The organism is Streptomyces flavotricini, assembly GCF_020639365.1.
Lineage (GTDB): Bacteria > Actinomycetota > Actinomycetes > Streptomycetales > Streptomycetaceae > Streptomyces > Streptomyces flavotricini.
In genome coordinates, this window is sequence record NZ_JAINUL010000001.1 from 5,153,006 (window position 1) to 5,171,210 (window position 18,205).

Below are 18,205 nucleotides of genomic sequence, written 5' to 3' on the forward strand. Positions count from 1 at the left end.
GACCGACTGGTCCGCAGGCTTGACAACGATGATTGGGAATCAGTCACAGCTGCTCAGATGTGACTTAGCGCCGTAGTTGGCCCCGCCGGACAACTAGAACGCGAAATTTAGGACGCCGCTGACCTGCGGCAACGGTTCGGGTCGCGTCGATGTCGTCGAGAAGGCCTCGCTGGCCGGAGAACGCGCCGCTGGCCAGCGGGAGCGCCTGCGATGGGCAGTTCGCGCGTTGGCCCTACCCGCCAAGGTGGTTCCTGGCAACATCAATGGGATTCGAATATTGGGGGTCCCATGCGTTTCGGCATCCGCTTGCTCACTGTCGCCACCGCTACCGTTGCCACCGGAGTGCTGCTCGTCGGCTGCTCCTCGACCCCGGCCGAGGAGTTGGAGGACTGGTGGTCTTCGGGGGGGGGTGACGACAGGGTCAAGGCGCTGTCCGACAGCTCGAGCCACGTCAACACGGCGAGCATGCAATTGATGGACGACAAGCGCACCGCTTGTCAGGAGCTGCTGGCAGCGGTGGCCAAGGCGAAGAAGTACGGCACCCCTCCGAGCGAGAAGGCCAAGGGTTTCTGGGCGGAAGCCCTTACCGACTTCGAGCACGGAAGCAACGCGTGTGTCGCTGGGGTCGACCAGAAGGACGAGCCCCAGACCAACGAGGGCATCCGCGAGGTGCAGAGGGCCATCGGCATCCTGGCTTCTGCGGTGTCCATGATCAGGAGCGACCTGGAGGCCAAGTAATCCGGTGATTTGCCGGGATCGCCCGAACCGCTGATCGCCAAAACCCCGGGGCGCCCGGCCCTGCGCCCCCGGGTGACGTGTCGCCGGCTCCGCTGTCCCCATCGGAACCCCACCCGCGTTGTGCCAGGCGGCCCGGATGGCCGACGACCGCTGGGTCCTACCCCGGGTTGTACGCACAGATGACAGCCGGAAGGGTCCTGTACACGAAGAGGCGAAGTGCCAGCGCTGGAGGCATGCATCCCACAGCCATGTCGAAATGGACATCGGGTGGACATCGCCGCGCGGAAGATGACACAAGATTCGGGACCCTGCACCATCGCATTCCGCGGAGACGCTCACGAGGACCCGGCAGAGCGGACCGCCGCTGCCCAGGATGCTGGCTCTCCGGATGAAGTCACTGACGTCACCTTGCCGACCTCTCCATGGGCAAGGTTCCGGCGTGCCATCGGCAGGGCCTGGTAGGCACCTTCGACGCTTGACAACGGTCATTGGGCATCAGTCACACCGGTGATCGCATCCCTACCTCGGAGTAACCAATTCGCGCTGTGCGAATTCAGTTCGCGGCTACCGCGGCGACGGCGCCCAGGGCGACAGCGAGCGCCGCTGCGCGGGTCTTGAACAGCACGATGAAGTACCCGATTTCCGTGTGACACGTGTCCGCCGCACCAGCGGCGGAGTCGGACGCCGCCGGACTACCCGGCCGCCCCTGCACACAAGCCCATCCCCGCGCGGACCGCCCGCCCGGAGCAACCACAACCGCCCGCCCAGCCCTTACGCCCTGACCAAGATCGTTCTCAGCGCCAACCGCGGTACCGATGTTCCTACCAGTCTCACACCCGGATCAGCGGGGCAGGATGCGCAGTACTGCCTCGCGTTCGCCGCTGAGCCGCAGGCCCTGCTGCACTGCGGCGCTCAGATCGAGGTCGCCGAGCAGGGTCGCGGCCAGCAGGTGCGGCGGTCCGGTCAGTGACGCGGTGGGGTGGTCGACCCGGCCGGCGTGCGTGTGCACCGAGCCGTCCTTGACTTCGATGACCAGGTCCTCGCTGCCGTCGGCGTGCAGTTGTAGGGCGATTGCCGGCTGGTCGGGGCGGTGGTCGGTCAGTGCCCGGGCGGGCATGTCCAGCCAGTGGGTGCGGAAGGTGTCGCTGCCGCCCGGCTCACGCAACAGCGGCATGCCCCACCGGCTCAGCTCCCGCAGCACCGGCTCCAGCTCGCGGCCACGCTCGGTGAGGGAGAACAGGGTGGTGGCCACCGGCGGCGGGGCGGCCTCGCGGTGGATCAGGCCGGCTTCCTCGAGTTCGCGGAGCCGGTCGACCAGCAGGTTGCTGGCGATCCCGGGCAGCCCGTTGCGCAGGTCGGTGTGCCGGCACGGACCCAGGGCGAACAGTTCACGGACGATCAGCAGGGTCCATCGGTCGCCGACGGTGTCCAGTGTTTTCGCGATGCCGCAGTACTGCCCATAGGTGCGCATGCCACCACCCTACAACGTGGCGTTGAGATTCAAAACTTGCTTGTTGACTTTCTCAACAACGTCCGTCTAGCGTCGCTGCCCATGACCCCCACTCTTTCCGTGCGTCGGCTGGCCTGGGCCGGCGTCGAGATCCGTCTCGGCGACACCCGCCTGCTGATCGACCCGCTCGTGAACGTCGCTCCGCTGGCACCGGTGATGGGGCCGCCGCACCGGCCGGTTGACCCGGTCGATACCCCGCCCGGCACCCACGCCCTCATCACCCACCTGCACCCCGACCACTACGACCACGACCTGATCGCCCGGATCGCGGCCACCGGCACGATCGGCTGCCACACCCCGAGCGCGGCGGCGCTGCACGAGGTGGGCATCACCCCCGTCGCCCAGGACCTGGGCCAGTCACGCCGCATCGGAGAGCTGACCGTCACCCCGGTGACCTCGCTGGACTGGCGCGGCAACGACTGTGACCAGGTCGCCTGGGTCGTCGAAGGCGCCGGCCGGCGGGTCATCCACTGCGGCGACACCCAGTGGCACGGCAGCTGGTGGCAGATCGCCCGCGACCACGGCCCGTTCGACGTCGCGTTCGTCCCGGTCAACGGCGTCATCGCCCACTTCGAGGGCTACGCGGCCAACGTCCCGGCGACCATGACCCCCGAGCAGGGTGTCGAGGCCGCCGTCGCACTCGGCGCCGGCACCGTCTGCGCCATGCACTACGGCCTGTTCCACAACCCGCCGTTCTACACCGAACAACCCGACATCGAGCGGCGCTTCCAGCACGCCGCCGACGAGCGCGGCATCACCGCGGCCATCGTCGCCGACGGCCAGCCCGTCCTGTGACCATCCGAAACAAGGAGCAACACATGAAGATCGTCCTGTTCGGTGCCAGCGGCAACATCGGCCGACCCACCACCGAGGAACTACTGCGTCGGCGCCACACCGTCACCGCGGTCACCCGAGCCGGCCACGTCGACGGACTCGAGCACAAGGCCCTGACCGTGACCACCGGTGACGTCACCGACGCCGCCGCGGTCGCCGGCCTCGCCGCCTCCCACGACGCCGTACTGTCGGCCGTCGGCCCCCGGATCGGCCAGGAGAACGACCGCGCCACGATCGTCGGTGCCGCCCGTGCGCTGATCGACGGACTCCGCCGAGCCGGCGTCACCCGCCTGGTCACCATCGGCGGTGCCGGGAGCCTGCGCACGCCGACCGGCACCCGGGTCATGGACGACCCGGACTTCCCCGCGCTGTGGAAGGCCAATGCCGAGGCCCAGTCCGAAGCGCTCGACCTCTACCGCGGCGTGCACGACCTCGACTGGACGTACGTGTCGCCCGCCGCGGTCATCTCAGCGGGCGAGCGGACCGGGTCCTACCGCAGCGCCGGGGACACCCTGCTCACCGACGACGACGGCAACAGCCGCATCTCGTACGCCGACTACGCGATCGCCCTGGCCGACACGATCGAGAGCGGCACCGCGATCCGCCGCCGCATCACCGTGGCGTACTGAGCCATGAGCAACGACGACGCCGGCCGGCACACCCGATTCATCGTCCTGCTCGCAGCGCTCGTGGCCCTGGGACCATTGTCCATCGACAGCTACCTGCCCGGACTGCCGGACCTCGCCGGCGACCTGAGCGCCAGCGCCGCGGCCACCCAGCTCACCATCACCGCCTGCCTGGCCGGGCTGGCCATCGGGCAGCTGATCGCCGGGCCGCTGAGCGACACCTACGGCCGGCGGCGTCCGTTGCTGGCGGGCCTCGCCCTCTACACGATCGCCAGCGCGCTCTGCGCGGTGGCGCCCGACGTCCGGACCTTCGTAGGGCTACGCCTGGTCCAGGGCATCGGCGGGGCGTTCGGCATCGTCATCGCCAACGCCATGGTCCGCGACCGCACCTCCGGAACCCGCACCGCACGTCTCTTCTCCGCACTGACATTGATCACCGGCCTGGCGCCGGTCTTCGCGCCGGTCCTCGGCGGCCAGCTACTGCGCGTCACGGCCTGGCCGGGGATCTTCGTGAGCCTGGCCGTACTCGGCGCCGTGATGCTGGTGGCCTCCGCCGCAGGACTGCCGGAGACCCGGTCCTCCGCGTCACGCCAGCCACTGCCGGCTGTCGTCGGGCAGCTGCTCAGCGACCAGGTCTTCACCGGGTACGTCCTGGCCAACGGCCTGGTCTTCGCGGCGATGTTCGCCTACATCTCCGGCTCGCCGTTCGTCCTGCAGGAAATCCACGGCCTGTCTCCGCAGCAGTACAGCGCCGTGTTCGCCGTCAACGCCGCCGGACTCATCGCGGCCGCCCAGATCAGCGGCCGGCTGGTGGCCCGGGCCGGCGCCCGCGTGCTGCTGCTCGCCGGTCTGCTGGGCGCGACAGCCGGTGGCACCACGGTCCTGGGCGCGGTGCTGACACGGGCACCCCTGCCCGTGCTCCTGATCGGCCTGTTCGTCCTGGTCTCCAGCGTGGGCCTGGTCATGCCGAACGCCGCGGCCCAGGCCCTGGCCGACCACGGCGGACACGCCGGGTCGGCAGCCGCTCTGCTCGGCTTCAGCCAGTTCATGTTCGGCGGGGCACTTGCTCCGCTGGCCGGCGCGGGTGGCGCCACCGACGCCTTGCCGATGGGAATCATCGTCGCCGTGCTGCCGGCGCTCGCTCTGCTCACACTCGGCGTCCTCACCCGGTCGATGCCCGGTGAGCGCACTCGCAGGCCGGCTCGCCAAGGACGTGCCGGGCACCGGCGACCGCGCCGGCACATCGATCGCAGACGAGACGGCACCCGGTGAATCGGACCAGCGTCCGGCGAACAGGGTGATCCCGCGATCAGCGTGACGGACGTACGACGACGGCCTGGTGCAGCGACGCGTGGAACGCGAAAGATCGGCGTCCCGCCGCAACGAGGCAGGACCTCCGGGATCCGCCAGCTCGTCCTCCAAGCCCCGACACCCATCATCGCGAAGGCACTCGGCCACCACGACACGACCGCCACCCGCCTGGTCACCGAAGCCGGAGGAACCTGGAGTCGACATGCACGGCGGGCACCGCACTGGACGTCATGAGTTCCATCCGGGAAGACGTGATCAACGACGGCCGGATGGCCGGCTACAGCGAGGCCGACTGGAAGTCGAAGCTCGCCTACCACGTCATCGGCGGTGCGGTGACTCCCATGTACTTCCAGGACTACACCCTCGAGTCCTCGAAGGCCGGGTCCGCGGTACGGAGACAGCACACAAATACCTGACCGACACGACCAACTGATCGGGCAGCGAGAAAGCGAGATGGGGACGTCGATGACGAGGAGCACGGCACGCCGGGCCGTTCCGGTGAAAGCGTGGGCCGGGGCAGGAATATGCCTGGCCCTGCTCGGCGCATTCGGGACCTGGTTCCTCTTCGGGCACGAGACGTCCCCACCCTGCAATGGCCTGGCCGAAAACGCGAGCGTTGCTGCGGATGGCAGAGACCCGCACCGCAGCCGGACAACTCGCCGTTGTCCCCGCGGACGCGACCGGCTCAGAGCTCTCGCTGCCGCCGACGAAGAACGCCCGCGCTCTCGGGCTCCTGGACGGCATCGCCGACGCAGCCGTAAGCCAGAATGCCCAAGAGGCCCGGAAATGGCACACCACGGTCTTCGACCGTCTGCTCACCGAACAGGCAGACCAATCGGAGTCGGCCGGTCGCCTCACCGCCACGTGGCTCCAGGAACTCAAGAGCACCCCCGAACAGCAACGCGCGGAACGCCTGCGTGCCCAGGGCCTCGACATGGCCCGCACCTGGGCGCAGACCCGCTCCATGGACGAGCCCATCCGGCAGGACCTGCTCACCAAAGTGGAAACCAGCGCCCGCAACGCCCGAGAGGAAGTGAAGCACTGAGCTCACAGGCTCACCCGAGAAGCTCAAGCCTGCGCCGGCACGGGAGCGGCGGCGGGACCCGCACGGCTGGCCCCCGTGGACCGGGTAGTAGCCGCGGCCGCCGCGGGATCACTGGCCGCGCCCCGGCTCCGTACCGCGCTGCGCGGCGGGGTGACGAGCTCGGACCTCTCCGGCGGCTACTGGACCGCCACCCTCGCCACTGCCCTGGCCGAACACGCCAAGGACAAAGGACGGCGGTGTTCTGGGTGACCTGGCGCGGCCGCGCACAGTTCGCTGAGGACATGCTCAGGGTCGTGGTGACTTGCGGCCTGCCCGAGGAAACCCGAACGATTTACAGTCCCAACCCCCACCACACCCCCAACTCACACCGGGCGGGCGCCTGATCGGCGGGGCGGCGTCGGTCGGCGGCGCAGGGTGACGGGCAGCGCCTCCAAGCCGCGCAGCATCATCGTGTTGCGCCAGCGCAATTCGTGCTCCTGGCAGGCCAGGGTCGTTCCGGGGAAGCGGGCGAGGAGCGCGGTGAGCGCGATCTCGGTCTCCAGCTTGCCGAGCAGGGCCCCGAGGCAGCGGTGGATGCCACCGCCGAAGGCGAGATGGCCGGCGTCCCGGCGGTCGAGGATGAGGCGGTCGGGGTCCTGGAAGCGCGCCGGGTCGCGGTTGGCCGCGCCGAGGGACAGCAGCACGAACTCGTCCTTCGGGATCTCCACCCCGCCGACGTCCACCGGCTCGGTGGTGAAGCGGGTGGTGGCCATACAGATGGGGGAGTCGTAGCGCAGGAACTCCTCGACGGCCCCGGGCATCCGGGTGGGATCGGCGCGCAGCCAGGCGGCCTGGCCGGGATCGCGCAGCAGCGCGAGGCAGGAGGTGCTCAGCAGGTTCACGGTGGTCTCGTGCCCGCCGATCAGCAGCAGGGCGACCATGCCCACGATCTCGTCGTCCGTCAGTTCCCCGCGCTCGCGGGCCTCCAGCAGCTCGGTGAGCAGATCGGCGGGACGGTCATTGCGGCGGATACGCCGGTCGACGATGTCCAGGACGTACGAGCCCATCTCCTGGACGGCTCGCCGGACCGCCGCGTGGTCGCCCTCCTGGGTGACGATGGCGGTCGACCACTTCCGGTAGAGGTCGCGGTCCTCGGGCGGGAAGCCGAGCAGTTCGCAGACGACGAGGATCGGCAGCGGGAAGGCGAAGTCACGTACCAGGTCCACCGTGGCGGTGGTGGTGCGGGTCGTGTGGCGCGCGGCTGCCGCGTCCAGCCCGTCGAGGAGTTCGAGGGTGATGCGCTCGACCATCGGCCGCATCGCCTCGACGCGCTTGCGGCTGAACGCCGCCTGGACCACGCGGCGGAGGCGGGTGTGGTCGGGCGGATCGCTGCTGAGCATGTGGGTGATGTCGGTGCCCAGGTTGACGCCCTCGACCCGGCTGTCGGCCAGGGCCTGGGCGCGCCGCACGTCCTGCGCGAAGCGGGGGTCGATGAGCGCGGCCCGGACATCGGCGTAGCGCGGGATGATCCACAGCCGCAGGCCGCCGTCGCTGTGCAGCACGGAGACCGGGGCCGATTGCCGCATCCTGGCCAGGGTCGGGTACGGGTCGCTGAGGAACGTCGGCGGCTTCTGGCGCGGTTCCGTCGTCTCGGGCTTGTCCGGCCGGTGCTTCTCCGGCCGGGGACTGTTCGTCCGGGGTGCTGCCGTAGCTGTGGTCATGATGCTCTCCTGTCCTCACCGGTACGGCCGGCGCTGCGGCGGGGTGCCGGGCGTGGCACCCCGCTACGGCGCTGCTTGGGCTCACTGCTGAGGCGACTTCTTCTCCGTGTTCTTCTTCGTGCGGGTGGTGCAGGTCGGCGCCGGGTCGTTCGGCCGGACCGGGACCGCCTTGTCCAGGGCGGCCTGGGTGTCCGGATGAATGATGAGCCCGCGCTCCCGCTCGGTGGCGCTGATGGGGTCGACGCGCAGTCCGTGACGCTTCATGGGGTTGACCTTTCTTCGGTTTCTTCGGTGTGGTGGACGGGGTGGTGCGAGCCGGTCCGCCCGCTGTTGCGGCGGTCGGCGGTTCTGGGGGAGGCGCGCAGCGTGTCGTCGGCGTAGCGCACCATGGCGGCCCAGGCGGCGGCGTATCCGGCCGGGTCACGGCCCACGTCGTGTCCGCCGCCGAGCCACCGGACGCGATGCGGGACGTCGCGGCGCCGCAGCGCGGCGAGATAGCGCTCGATCTGTTCCGGAGGGCACTTCTCGTCGTCCGCCGAGGCGGCGAGGAAGAGCGGGCCGCGTACGCGGCCCACATAGGTCATCGGGCAGGCCGCGCGATAGCGGTGTGGCACCTGCTCGGGGGTGCCGCCGAAGAGGCGGTCGTCGACCTCCCGCAGCGCCGGCGTCGTCGCCCGGTACGCCGCCGTGTAGTCGGCCACCGGGGCGACGGCCAGCCCCACGTCCCACAGCCGGGGCTGGACGCCCATCGCCAGCAGCGTCAGATAGCCGCCCCAGGAGTAGCCGCACAGGCCGGTACGGCCCGGCTCCACGACTCCCGTGTCGATGAGGTGGCCGCGCACCGCGGCGAGGTCTTCGAGCTGGGCGAGGCCGACCCGGTGCCCGAAGTCGTCCCGCCAGCGGGGGCCGTAGCCCGTCGAGCCGCGGTAATTGGTGCGCACCACGGCGAACCCGGCCCGGACCAGGGCCTCGGTCCGGGCGTCATAGGCGTCCCGGTCGTGGGTGTGGGGCCCGCCGTGGACGAGGAAGACCGTCGGCCAGGGGCGGTGGCCCGCCCTGCGGCCGGGCGGGGTGGCCACAAAGCTGTGGATCTGCCCGTACGGCCGACGAGTCCACAGCTCGCGGCGCCCGGATCCGGTCGTTCCGCCGGGCGCCGTGCCGCGTGACGCCGTCGTGGAGCGGCCGGAGTGGCCGGAGCGGTCGGGACGTTCCGGGGGTTCCGGGCGCTCCGTACTTTCCGGGCTTTCAGGGCTTTCCGGGTGGCAGATCAGTGGCCGGGGCAGTTCGCCGTCGCGGCTCCACAGGCAGTGGACCGTGCGGTCGGGTGCGCAGGAGAAGTCGATGATCGTGCCCTCGGGCGTGGGAAGCACCGTCGTCGTACCGCGGTCGAGGTCGGCGCGGAGCAGGCGGCTGCGTCCCGCCCGGTCCTGCTGGACCAGCGCCGTGCGGCCGGGCCCGTACCAGCAGGCGGTGATCTCCGTATCGAAGTCGAGGGCGGAGCCGGGACCGTGCGTACGGATCCCCTCGCCCTGCCGCCAGAAGGCCAGGGTGTAGCGGCCCGCGCGTTCGAGGACGAGCAGCAGTTCCGGCCGTGCGGTGGTGAGGTCCGGGCGGAAGCCCAGCGCCCACACCGCGCCGCCGTCGCCGTCCCCCGCTGCGCCGGGGATGGCGTCCACGAGGACGCCGGAGGCCGGTGACCACAGCCGGACCGCGGCCGGTCCGGCCGGGCACCCCGCGGTGGCCAGCAGCCGGCCGCCGGGGGTCAGGCCCGCCACTGCCGCATAGCCGGGCTCCTCGGCCACCAGGCGGGCGCGCTCGCCCGGTCGGCCGAGGTAGTACCGCGAGCGGTCCGCGACCCCGACGCCGACGGCGGCGAGGCCGCTGAGGGGGTCGAAGGCCAGGCCGTGCATCCGCCCGGCGGGCACGCCGTCGAGCGCCGGGCGCGGGTGCCCGCCCTCGAACGGCCCGCGCAGCCAGCGGCCTTGACCGTCGGGAGCGGCGTCGAACCACCACAGGCCGTGGCCGTCCGGCTCGATGGCCGCGGTCTCCACACCCAGCGGTGCGGTGGTCGCCTGGCGGCGCTGACCCGTCGTCAGATCCCAGGCCACGATCTGCGGGAGACCGTCCACATACCGGGTCTCGACCGCTCGCCGCCCGTCGCGGGCGGCGAAGGACGGGACGTGCACCGCCGGTCCGATACCGCCGCTCATCGCCGTCCCTCCCTTCGCTGGTGTCCGCTTCCGCCGCCGGTGGCCTTGGCTGTGGTGGGCTCCGACGGCCATCACACTGCCGGACGGGCGGGCTGCGCGGCAGGGAAGAAAGCGCAGCGGCACCGGCAGTGGGCTCCTGCCGGTCCCTCCCTGGCACCGGACGGTGGGCGGGCGACAGGGTGCGGGGGCGACCACATGGTCCGGACCCACCGAGGAGAAAGGGGCGACCCGATGACGATCGCGGCGACCCAGCCCGGCACAGCCCCCGTCCCACCCGCCGGAGCGCCGAACGGCACACCGGGTGGCAGGCCGAGCCGTGCGCTGACGGCGGTCTATGCCGCGGGCGCGGTGACGGCGCTGGGCACCCAGATGACCATGCTCGCGCTGCCCTGGCTGGTGCTGGAGACCACCGGCTCGGCCACCCGGGCGGGCCTGGTCTTCGCTGGCCAGGTGCTGCCCATGGCGCTGCTCGGCTTCGCGGGCGGAGAGGTCATCCAGCGCCTGGGCGCCCGCCGGACCATGGTCATCTCCGATCTCGCCCGCGCTCCGGTGGTGGCGCTGATCCCGCTGCTGCAGACCCTGGGCGCGCTCAATCTGGCCGTCCTCATGGCGATCGTCACGGCGCTCGGGGCGCTGGCCGTTCCGTACCACGCGGCACAGCGGGTGCTGGCGATGGAACTGCTGAGCCCCCACGCCCGCTCTCTGGCCCGCGCCAACAGCGCGCTGGCAGGTGTGACGAACGGCTCGGCGTTCGTTGGACCAGCGCTCGCGGGCGCGCTGATCCCGCTGGTGGGGACCACATCGGTGATATGGCTGGACGCGGCCACGTTCGCCTTCTCCGGGTTGCTGCTGCTGCGCCGCGTCCCGGCAGGGGGTGGCGGGGCCGGAGGGTCCGCGGCCGGGCCCCGCGGCCTGTGGGCGGGGGTGCGGCATCTGCGCGGCGACTGGTTCCTGAGCCGGGCGATGCTGTCCACCGTGGTGTTCGGGCTGATGCTGCGAACCCAGATGATCACCATGCCCGTGCTGGCGTTCACCCGATTCGAGGGGGACGCCAGGGTCGGCGGCCTGCTGATCGCCGCCTATGGCGCCGGTGGCCTGGTGGGCTCGGTGGCCGCCTATGTGCTGGCGGCACGGGTCGCCCCCGTACGACTCGCCTGTACGGCCCTGGTCTGCGTCGCTCTGCCCCTGTGGACGCTCCTGGTGCCCGTGCCGGCCAGCGTGCTCGTCGCCGCCGTCGGCCTGTCATCGGCCGCCGCGCCACTGGCGAACGCGCCGCTGATGGGCCTGCTCTCCGCCCGGCTGCCGGACGGCTTCGGGCCCAAGGTGCTGCAGGCCGTGGTCACGATCAGCACCCTGGCCGGGCCGCTGGGCTTCCTGGCCGCGGGCGCCGTGCTGGACCGGGCCGGTGTCGCGGCGACCCTGTGGGGCGTCGCCGCGCTCGCGACGTTCGGCAGCGGCAACCTGATCCTGGCCCTGCGCCGCCTCCAGGCCACCGGGGACCCGGACTGACCTGGTCTTGCGAGAAGACCCCGGCGGACGAGGATCACGCGACGGCGGAGTTCACCGCAAGTCCTCCTCGCGGTACTCCGCGTCCGAGCCCGCCGCGGTGGCCTCGCGCAGCTCGATGCGGCGGATCTGGAGGCCACTGGTGATGACCAGCGACAAGCTCGCCTCCGCCTGCGCGCTCGAACGCCGGTCCCCCTACCTCGCCCGCGACCTGATCGAGTTCTCCCACCGGCTACCCGGTCCTGCGGGACGCCGCCAAGGCCCTCGGCCTGCCCCGCGAGGTCTGGTCCAGCCGGGACAAGCTCGGCTTCACCTCCCCCGTCCCCGCCTGGCTCACGCAGCACCAGGAACGTGAAGGCAGAGGGCTGCCCGGCCAAGGACACGTCGAGGTTCTGCCCGATGGGTCGCAGCATCGCACGGGTGTATGGATCGTCAATCAGAAGCAGCGTCGTGAGCGGCTCGACGGCGACCAGCTCGCCGCGCTTGCCGAGCTCGGCGCGGACTGGGCACCCTGAGCGGATGGGGGGACACCGCCGTCCGCCGCCAGGATGCCACTCAAACACCGGGCCAGCGGGGGCACCGTGTTCGGCGTACCAGGACACCGGGGCCGGACCCCCGCAGTCGTTGAGCGAGCACACGTCCAATGCCTTACGGACCAGCCCGGCAGATCCGTACTGTCCGTAAGGGGCCTTCCTGGCCCCTGCTGCGCCGGGTCCTGGTCCGCCTTGCTGCGGTTCGAGCGGGCCGTCACCGCGACCAGGAGGCCGCCTGGCCCTGGTCGTTCGCGTACGCCTCCCGGCGCACTGCCGTCCACGCCGAGGCCCCAGCTGGCGCAGGGCTTCGGCGTAGTCAGGTGATGTCCCTTTTGTGATCAGGCAAGCCCGAGGAGTGCGAGTGGGCGTCGTGGGTCGCGGGCATTGCGGCGGAGGGCGGCGGCGATGTTGGTGACGCCGGTTCGTTTCAGGGCGCCGATGGCCAGGTTCCGCAAGGTCGCCATCGCTCGCGGCGCGTTACCGGTCCTCAGCTGAGAGGCGTCCTCCGCGAACGTGGTGTCCCGGACATGGTGCAGGGCCTCGATGCTCCAGTGGTCGCGGATCAGCTGGGCGAGCCGGGCCGGGCTGGCCTGGTCGGCGGTGAGGCTGGTGACGGCATAGACGGTCTTGATGGTGGTCCTACCGGTCTTCCCGTTGGTGCGGCGCCGCTTGATCTGGCTGGCCTGCCGGGCTCCCGGAAACAGCAGGTTGTTCACGGTGGCGACCTTGATCCGGCGGATCTCCGAGCGTCCGTGGCCGGTGTCCTTGGTGCGGCCCTGGAGCGGGATGTCCTTCCAGGGAAGGGACTTGAGCTGCTTGCGGAGACTCTTCTGGTTGCCCTTGACGATCACGATGTAGTGAGCCCGCCTTCCAAGGAGGTACTCGGCGTGCTCGCGCTGGGTGTGCATCGCGTCGCTGGTGACGACCGTCCCAGCGAGGTCGATGACGGCATCCAGCAGGGGCCGGAAGCAGGTGATTTCGTTGGTCTTTTCGCCGACGTCGAGCTGGGACAGGACCAGGCCGGTGGTGTGCTCCATGGCGGCGAGCAGATGGATCTTGCGGCCTTCGGCCTTGGCGGCGCCACGCAGGCTCTTGCCGTCTACTGACACACCGCGCAGGCCGACGGCCGCCTGTGCTTTCGGGCGGCGGTCTGCGAGCCAGTGGCCGACCGCCCCGTCCAGGGTGTCCCCGTCGATGCGGGCCAACAGCCGGCGGACCGTCGACTCTGCGGGCAGAAGCCGTCCCGGCATCAGCGGGTCGGGGCGGAGGCCGAGGCGTTCCTGCACGTGGGCCGGGGCGTCGGCGATCCACTCGCCAACCGCCAGCAGCGAGGTCGCCCCGGCCAACACGGCGCACGCGGTCAGGGCGAGCACGACAGCCAGAGTGTGGCGGACCCCGCGCGCATCACGCGGGTCTGGCACCTCCGCGAGCCGTTCCAGCAACCCGGGGATCTCCTCAGGCCGGGGCTCGGGCTGCTGGCGGAGCTGTTCAAGAGCAGGCGGGATCGGCGATGATGCGTCGGCAGGCACGGTCTTCCACTCGGTTCACGGGGCGTCGAGAACTCCATGATCTTGGAACCCGTGCCTGCTCTCGTTCCTGGGATCGCCAGTGCAACAGACCGTCATGAACCAGATGCCGCAGAGTACGCCGAAGCCCTCGGCAATGGGGTGTGATAAAAAGCGCGGTGTGGATGCTGCGTTGACTGGACTGCTCGGGACAACGGTTGGTGCTCTCGCAGGATTCGCCGGAGCGTGGCTTGCCCAGCGCGCGCAGACGCGGATGCAGCGAGAGGAACGCACCCACCAGGAGCAGGTGCGGTGGCTTGCCGACAAGAAGCCGCTGTTTCGAGATCTGCTGGTGGTCTTCCGGCAGTGGCGCGAGGCACTGTTGGACGCGGGGACTGGAACAGACGATCTCGCAGGTCTGCGCCGATCGGCGCTGAAGTGGTCAGTGGAGGCTTCTTTGATCGCCTCGGAACCGGTACGACTGGCGCTCGACGAGGTGCAGGCCACCTTCGCAGCTGTTGAGGCCCAACTCCGCGACAGGCGCGTGTCGGTGGAGGAGAGCGGCATCGCGGCGCAGTTGGGCAACGGGCTGTCTGCGCTAGAGGACGCGATGCGGGCTGAGTTGAAAGAGATATTGCGCGGGCCACGTAGGAGGACCCGGTTGCAGAACCGGGTTCGCGCCATTGACCCGCGCACAAGCCCACCGGAGTTCTGGCCCACAACAGCCGGCTCAGATAGCTGACTCCAGACCAGCTTCACCACCGTCAATCCTCCCCCGCAGCCGGGCGGAGCGGCCCGGCAGGCCGAGGGCGCAGAGCAGCTCGTGGCGCAACCTGACCATGGCGCCCTGAAGCTGACCGGCGCCCACCAACATCGCAGCCGCCCTCCGCCGCAACGCCCGCTCTCCGCGCTGACCGCTCACCTTGCTCAGCCTCGCGTAATCACAAAACGGACATCATGCAAGAACGCCGAGGCCCTGCCAGCTGGCGGGGAGCGTCATTCGAACCGCGCGGTATTCGTGTGGCCGGTTCGGCAGTCCCATCAGAGTGGTGCTGCTTCGCCAGGTGGTCGGTGGATTCACCGGAGGATAACGGTGACGCCGCGGCTCTCGAGGAGTTGCACGGCTTCCTCGAAGTAGGTGAGCTTTCTGCCGTGGTCGGTGGTGAAGTTCAATGCATGGCGAGCGATGTCGGCGTCGTGCCAGATCAAGGTGAAGGGCCCGATGACGCCGCGTTGGCCGCCCAGGCAGTCATTGAGATCGTCCAGCCCCCGTCCGAACCAGCGACCGGGACCGATGAGTGCTTCGCCCAGCGCGCAATACAAGCCGGGCTTGTCAGTGATGAATCGTCCCTCAAGGTGATGGGTCCCCCCGGTCCGATCCGGCTCGCCGCCTGGAAGAGGGCGTATCAGGTCGAGCCACTCAGCTCGTCCCCCCGTGTCCAGTGAGGCCCACTGGTTGGGCGTCGTTGGGAAGCCCTGGTACCAGGTCTCCCAGATGCGTCGGGCACCCAGCGAGGGTCGATCGTCGTCCCCTCCGTCGGCGAGGGTGATGTCGATCAGGGACCCGCCCAGCACGGATGCACTGACCTTGGCGATCTCGAGACGGACCCAATGGGACCCCATCTCCCGCCCGAACCGGTCCAGTGCCACCAGTACCCCCCACTCCTGGGTCCAGGCTTGCGGGTTGCGCAGGGCGGCGAGCAGTCGCTCGCCGGGCTCGCAGCCAATGAGCTGCAAGGGGATGTCTGGGCGGACTTTGCGCGGGGCGAGGAGACCGTCGATGCTGTGGCATTCGCCGATAGGCCCGCCCCTGTAGTCCTCTTCGGCTACCGCGAAACGCGGAACGGCAGGCATGGTGCCAGGGCCGGAGCCGGGCCAGACCTCGCTGTGTTCGATCACGCCAGTGCCGACGATGACGTCGACGAGGTCCGGATCGGTCGCGTTGGGCGAGTGCGAGATGACGACCGTGTCCACCAGGGTCCAGGCGAACTGAGGGCCCTTCTCATCTGAGATGTCGACGTCCAGATTGCCCAAAGACCGGGTGGCCTCGTCAGGGAAGGCGAGCACATCGTGCCATGGGCCTGCGGGCGTGCACCCGCGCAGAGTCAGGAGTTCACGTGGCGGCGGCACCGGGTCGGCGAACAGTCCCTCGACATCGGCGCACCGCCCCCAGAAGTCGCTCTCAAGGTCAGCGTCCTGGCGGGTCAGAAGGTATCTGACCGGAAAGATTTGATCCCACGTGGCATGGTCCTCGACCCGCACGAAGCCTCCGAAAAGCTGAACCGACTTGGCGGGTCAACGATACGGAGCAACGTTCCCCGGCCTGCCGGAAGGGCCAGTCAGTTCTTGTATGGCAGATGTAACTGATCATTTCAGAATGAGTTTGGCTCAGGGGCTTGGCAGTTGGGCTGCTGGGCGGCAGAGTGCTGCAGGTGTCGGATGATCTTGTACCTGATGACCTGTGGGATCGCGTCGCCCCGTTGCTCCCGCCTCGACCGCCGCGGCGTCGGCGATATCCGGGCCGGCTGCCGGCGGATGATCGTGCGGCTCTGCGCGGGATCGTCTACGTCCTGCGCACGGGCGTGACCTGGGCGGACGTGCCGACCGAGGCAATCGGCTGCAGCGGGGTGACGTGCTGGCGGCGCCTGCGGGACTGGACCGAGGCCGGCGTCTGGCCCCGTCTGCACGCGATCCTCCTCGCGGAACTCCGCAAGGCAGGTCTGCTGGACATGGACGACGCCGCGATCGACGGCTCGCATGTCCGGGCCCTGAAAGGGGGGCTCACACCGGACCTTCGCCGGTCGACCGCGCGCGGCCTGGCAGCGAGCACCACCTGATCACCGACCGCCACGGAACACCCCTCGCTGTGTCTCTGACCAGCGGAAACCGGCACGACGTCACCCAGCTCATGCCCCTGCTGGACACCATCCCCCGCATCCGCGGCCTGGTCGGCCGGCCCCGCCACCGGCCACGGCGGCTGTTCCCCGACCGAGGCTACGACTACGACAAAGTAGCGACGCCTGCTCCGCGCCCGCGGCATCACACCAAAGATCGCCCGCAAGGGCACCGCCCACGGATCCGGCCTCGGCAAGACCAGGTGGGTCGTCGAGCGAACCTTCGCCTGGCTCCACCAGTTCAAACGCCTCAGCATCCGCTACGAGATACGAGCCGACCTCCACCTCGGACTGCTTCAACTCGCATGCAGCATCATCTGCTTGCGACGACTCAGAACCTCATTCTGAAATGATCAATAAGCCGACCGAGATCGTTACCCAGCACAAGCAGACCGCCGGCGAGCCCAGGGAGAGCGATTGATGAACGACAGCTGCTCCTGGTGACACGGTTCATACCGATCCCTCCTCAGGCGGTCGGCGCCCCGTGTGATGAGGTAGGTCCGCGCGAGATTACAGCGCATGTACACAAGGGGGCAGGAATGCAGGGCACCGTACGCCGAAGGTCGTGGCGGAGGACGGCGGGCATCACCGTCGCAGCGCTGGCGGTCAGCGCAGGATCGGTGATGCCTGCGGCAGCCGACACGGACCCGCCGGACTACCTCACGCCCATGAAGGCTCAGGAGATGTGGAAGGTCGCGGACGGCAGCGGCATCACGGTGGCCGTCGTCGACAGCGGCTTCAAGGAAGTCCCGGGCGTGCGGAGCGAGTCCGTCCTTCCAGGCGCGTCGATGATCTCGCCGCCGGTCGACGAGCCGGACAAGAAGTACTCGCCGCACGACGATGTCGACGGGCACGGGACCACCATGACCGCGGCGATCGTCGGTGACGGCACAGGAGGCGCCCCGAAAGGTCTGGCTCCCGGCGCCAAGGTCATGCCCGTCCGCACCAGCCTCGGCACGGCCATGGGCTTTGCCGCAGGCGCCGAAGGTGCCCAGGGGATCCGGTACGCGGCCGACCACGGAGCCAAGATCATCAATTTGAGCTGGGGCGACTACTACGTCTTCGAAAAGATCAAGGCGGCCGTCCAGTATGCCCAGAGCAAGGGGGTACTCGTCCTCGCTGCCATGGGAAATGAGGGCGAGGGCAACAACGCGAACAACTTGACCGCCATGATTCCGGGAGTCATCGGCGTAGGAGCCATCGACGAGACGGGGATGCCGCTGAAGCTCTCCTCCCACGGGCCGGACACGGACCTGGCCGCATACGGCAGCAAGACCCGGACCCGCTGCAAGGAGAACACCGGCTGGTGCGTGTCTGACGGAGGCACCTCGTACGCCACTGCCCTGGCCTCCGCCTCCGCCGCGCTCGTATGGTCGGCTCACCCCGACTGGACCGCAAACCAAGTCGCCCGCGTCCTCATCGAGACCGCCGGCAGCTCCGATGACGGCTCCAAGCGCACCGACTGGATCGGCTACGGGGCGGCACGCCCGCGCATGGTGCTGCTGGAAAAGGCAGGCAACCCGGGGGCACCCGACGTCGACCCCCTGGCCCCGTCCCCCACGAACACCCCCACCCCCGCCCCCAGCCAGACAGCTGACGCGCCAGCGGAAGCTGCGGCTGCGGCTGCGGCTGCGGGCCTGCCCTGGCAGTGGCTGGCACTCGGCGCCGTCGTCACCGCGGGCCTCGGCCTCGTCGGCACGCTGATCGTCAAGCGCCGCCGAAGCTGATCCTTCACCCATGTCCCCCACGGCTGCCGCCTGACAGGGCAGGCCCCGACTGATGCCGGGTGGGGC

16 protein-coding genes and 3 pseudogenes are annotated in these 18,205 nt (G+C 70.0%); 12 read left to right on the top strand and 7 right to left on the bottom strand.

The features are described 5' to 3' along the window. The first annotated feature begins 288 nt into the window (after positions 1 to 288). Positions 289 to 738: a hypothetical protein gene (locus tag K7B10_RS23460; protein ID WP_229338797.1), complete on the top strand. Its 450-nt coding sequence runs from the start codon at positions 289 to 291 to the stop codon at positions 736 to 738. Positions 739 to 1,579: 841 nt separating this feature from the next. On the opposite strand, the gene K7B10_RS23465 is transcribed toward K7B10_RS23460, so the two are convergent. Beyond that, entirely contained in the window at positions 1,580 to 2,209 is a 630-nt protein-coding gene (locus K7B10_RS23465) for a winged helix-turn-helix transcriptional regulator (protein ID WP_229338799.1), read from the bottom strand. A gap of 81 nt (positions 2,210 to 2,290) precedes the next feature. On the opposite strand from K7B10_RS23465, the gene K7B10_RS23470 reads away from it, so the two are divergent. From K7B10_RS23470 to K7B10_RS23495, 6 genes are all read left to right on the top strand, one after another. Next, positions 2,291 to 3,043, top strand: coding sequence for an MBL fold metallo-hydrolase (locus K7B10_RS23470; protein WP_229338801.1), 753 nt, complete (start codon positions 2,291 to 2,293; stop codon positions 3,041 to 3,043). 23 nt (positions 3,044 to 3,066) lie between these two features. Continuing rightward, the gene (locus K7B10_RS23475; protein ID WP_229338803.1) at positions 3,067 to 3,711 is read left to right on the top strand and encodes an NAD(P)-dependent oxidoreductase; all 645 of its coding nucleotides are present in this window, start codon (positions 3,067 to 3,069) and stop codon (positions 3,709 to 3,711) included. A gap of 3 nt (positions 3,712 to 3,714) precedes the next feature. Next, positions 3,715 to 4,980: a multidrug effflux MFS transporter gene (locus tag K7B10_RS23480; RefSeq protein ID WP_229338805.1), complete on the top strand. Its 1,266-nt coding sequence runs from the start codon at positions 3,715 to 3,717 to the stop codon at positions 4,978 to 4,980. A gap of 269 nt (positions 4,981 to 5,249) precedes the next feature. Then, positions 5,250 to 5,435, top strand: coding sequence for a hypothetical protein (locus K7B10_RS23485; RefSeq protein WP_229338807.1), 186 nt, complete (start codon positions 5,250 to 5,252; stop codon positions 5,433 to 5,435). Between the two features lie 209 nt (positions 5,436 to 5,644). Then, positions 5,645 to 6,064, top strand: a complete 420-nt coding sequence (locus tag K7B10_RS23490; RefSeq protein ID WP_229338809.1) for a hypothetical protein — start codon at positions 5,645 to 5,647, stop codon at positions 6,062 to 6,064. A gap of 75 nt (positions 6,065 to 6,139) precedes the next feature. After that, a complete protein-coding gene (locus K7B10_RS23495; RefSeq protein ID WP_229338810.1) occupies positions 6,140 to 6,313 on the top strand; it encodes a hypothetical protein in 174 nt (57 codons plus the stop codon). A 113-nt stretch (positions 6,314 to 6,426) separates the two neighbouring features. Here K7B10_RS23495 and K7B10_RS23500 read toward each other — a convergent pair whose 3' ends face one another. The 3 genes from K7B10_RS23500 to K7B10_RS23510 all read right to left on the bottom strand — a co-directional run bounded on the left by K7B10_RS23500 (position 6,427) and on the right by K7B10_RS23510 (position 9,974). Beyond that, on the bottom strand, positions 6,427 to 7,764 hold the full coding sequence (locus K7B10_RS23500; protein WP_229338812.1) for a cytochrome P450 family protein: 1,338 nt from the start codon (positions 7,762 to 7,764) through the stop codon (positions 6,427 to 6,429). A gap of 81 nt (positions 7,765 to 7,845) precedes the next feature. Then, entirely contained in the window at positions 7,846 to 8,028 is a 183-nt protein-coding gene (locus tag K7B10_RS23505; RefSeq protein WP_229338814.1) for a hypothetical protein, read from the bottom strand. Beyond that, on the bottom strand, positions 8,025 to 9,974 hold the full coding sequence (locus tag K7B10_RS23510; protein WP_229338816.1) for a prolyl oligopeptidase family serine peptidase: 1,950 nt from the start codon (positions 9,972 to 9,974) through the stop codon (positions 8,025 to 8,027). Before K7B10_RS23510 ends, K7B10_RS23505 begins: the two co-directional genes overlap by 4 nt. 231 nt (positions 9,975 to 10,205) lie before the next feature. Here K7B10_RS23510 and K7B10_RS23515 point away from each other — a divergent pair, with 231 nt between their 5' ends. Next, the gene (locus tag K7B10_RS23515; protein WP_229338818.1) at positions 10,206 to 11,483 is read left to right on the top strand and encodes an MFS transporter; all 1,278 of its coding nucleotides are present in this window, start codon (positions 10,206 to 10,208) and stop codon (positions 11,481 to 11,483) included. A gap of 691 nt (positions 11,484 to 12,174) precedes the next feature. Here the strand turns inward: K7B10_RS23515 and K7B10_RS23520 are convergent. Further along, positions 12,175 to 12,308 (bottom strand): annotated as a pseudogene (locus tag K7B10_RS23520) (HNH endonuclease); the annotation flags it as partial. Between the two features lie 202 nt (positions 12,309 to 12,510). Then, positions 12,511 to 13,542 (bottom strand): annotated as a pseudogene (locus K7B10_RS23525) (ISAs1 family transposase); the annotation flags it as partial. A 79-nt stretch (positions 13,543 to 13,621) separates the two neighbouring features. Here K7B10_RS23525 and K7B10_RS23530 point away from each other — a divergent pair. After that, positions 13,622 to 14,260 carry a hypothetical protein gene (locus K7B10_RS23530; RefSeq protein WP_229338822.1) on the top strand — a complete coding sequence of 213 codons (639 nt, stop codon included), beginning with the start codon at positions 13,622 to 13,624 and terminating at the stop codon, positions 14,258 to 14,260. Between the two features lie 335 nt (positions 14,261 to 14,595). Here the strand turns inward: K7B10_RS23530 and K7B10_RS23535 are convergent, their stop codons facing one another. Beyond that, the gene (locus K7B10_RS23535; RefSeq protein ID WP_229338824.1) at positions 14,596 to 15,780 is read right to left on the bottom strand and encodes a barstar family protein; all 1,185 of its coding nucleotides are present in this window, start codon (positions 15,778 to 15,780) and stop codon (positions 14,596 to 14,598) included. Between the two features lie 134 nt (positions 15,781 to 15,914). Here K7B10_RS23535 and K7B10_RS41645 point away from each other — a divergent pair, with 134 nt between their 5' ends. The 3 genes and pseudogenes from K7B10_RS41645 to K7B10_RS23545 all read left to right on the top strand — a co-directional run bounded on the left by K7B10_RS41645 (position 15,915) and on the right by K7B10_RS23545 (position 18,139). Further along, a complete protein-coding gene (locus tag K7B10_RS41645; RefSeq protein ID WP_372481447.1) occupies positions 15,915 to 16,355 on the top strand; it encodes a transposase in 441 nt (146 codons plus the stop codon). Beyond that, positions 16,355 to 16,760: pseudogene (locus tag K7B10_RS41650) on the top strand (IS5 family transposase). Before K7B10_RS41645 ends, K7B10_RS41650 begins: the two are co-directional and overlap by 1 nt. Positions 16,761 to 17,035: 275 nt before the next feature. Continuing rightward, positions 17,036 to 18,139 carry a S8 family serine peptidase gene (locus K7B10_RS23545; protein ID WP_229338825.1) on the top strand — a complete coding sequence of 368 codons (1,104 nt, stop codon included), beginning with the start codon at positions 17,036 to 17,038 and terminating at the stop codon, positions 18,137 to 18,139. Positions 18,140 to 18,205 lie beyond the last annotated feature (66 nt).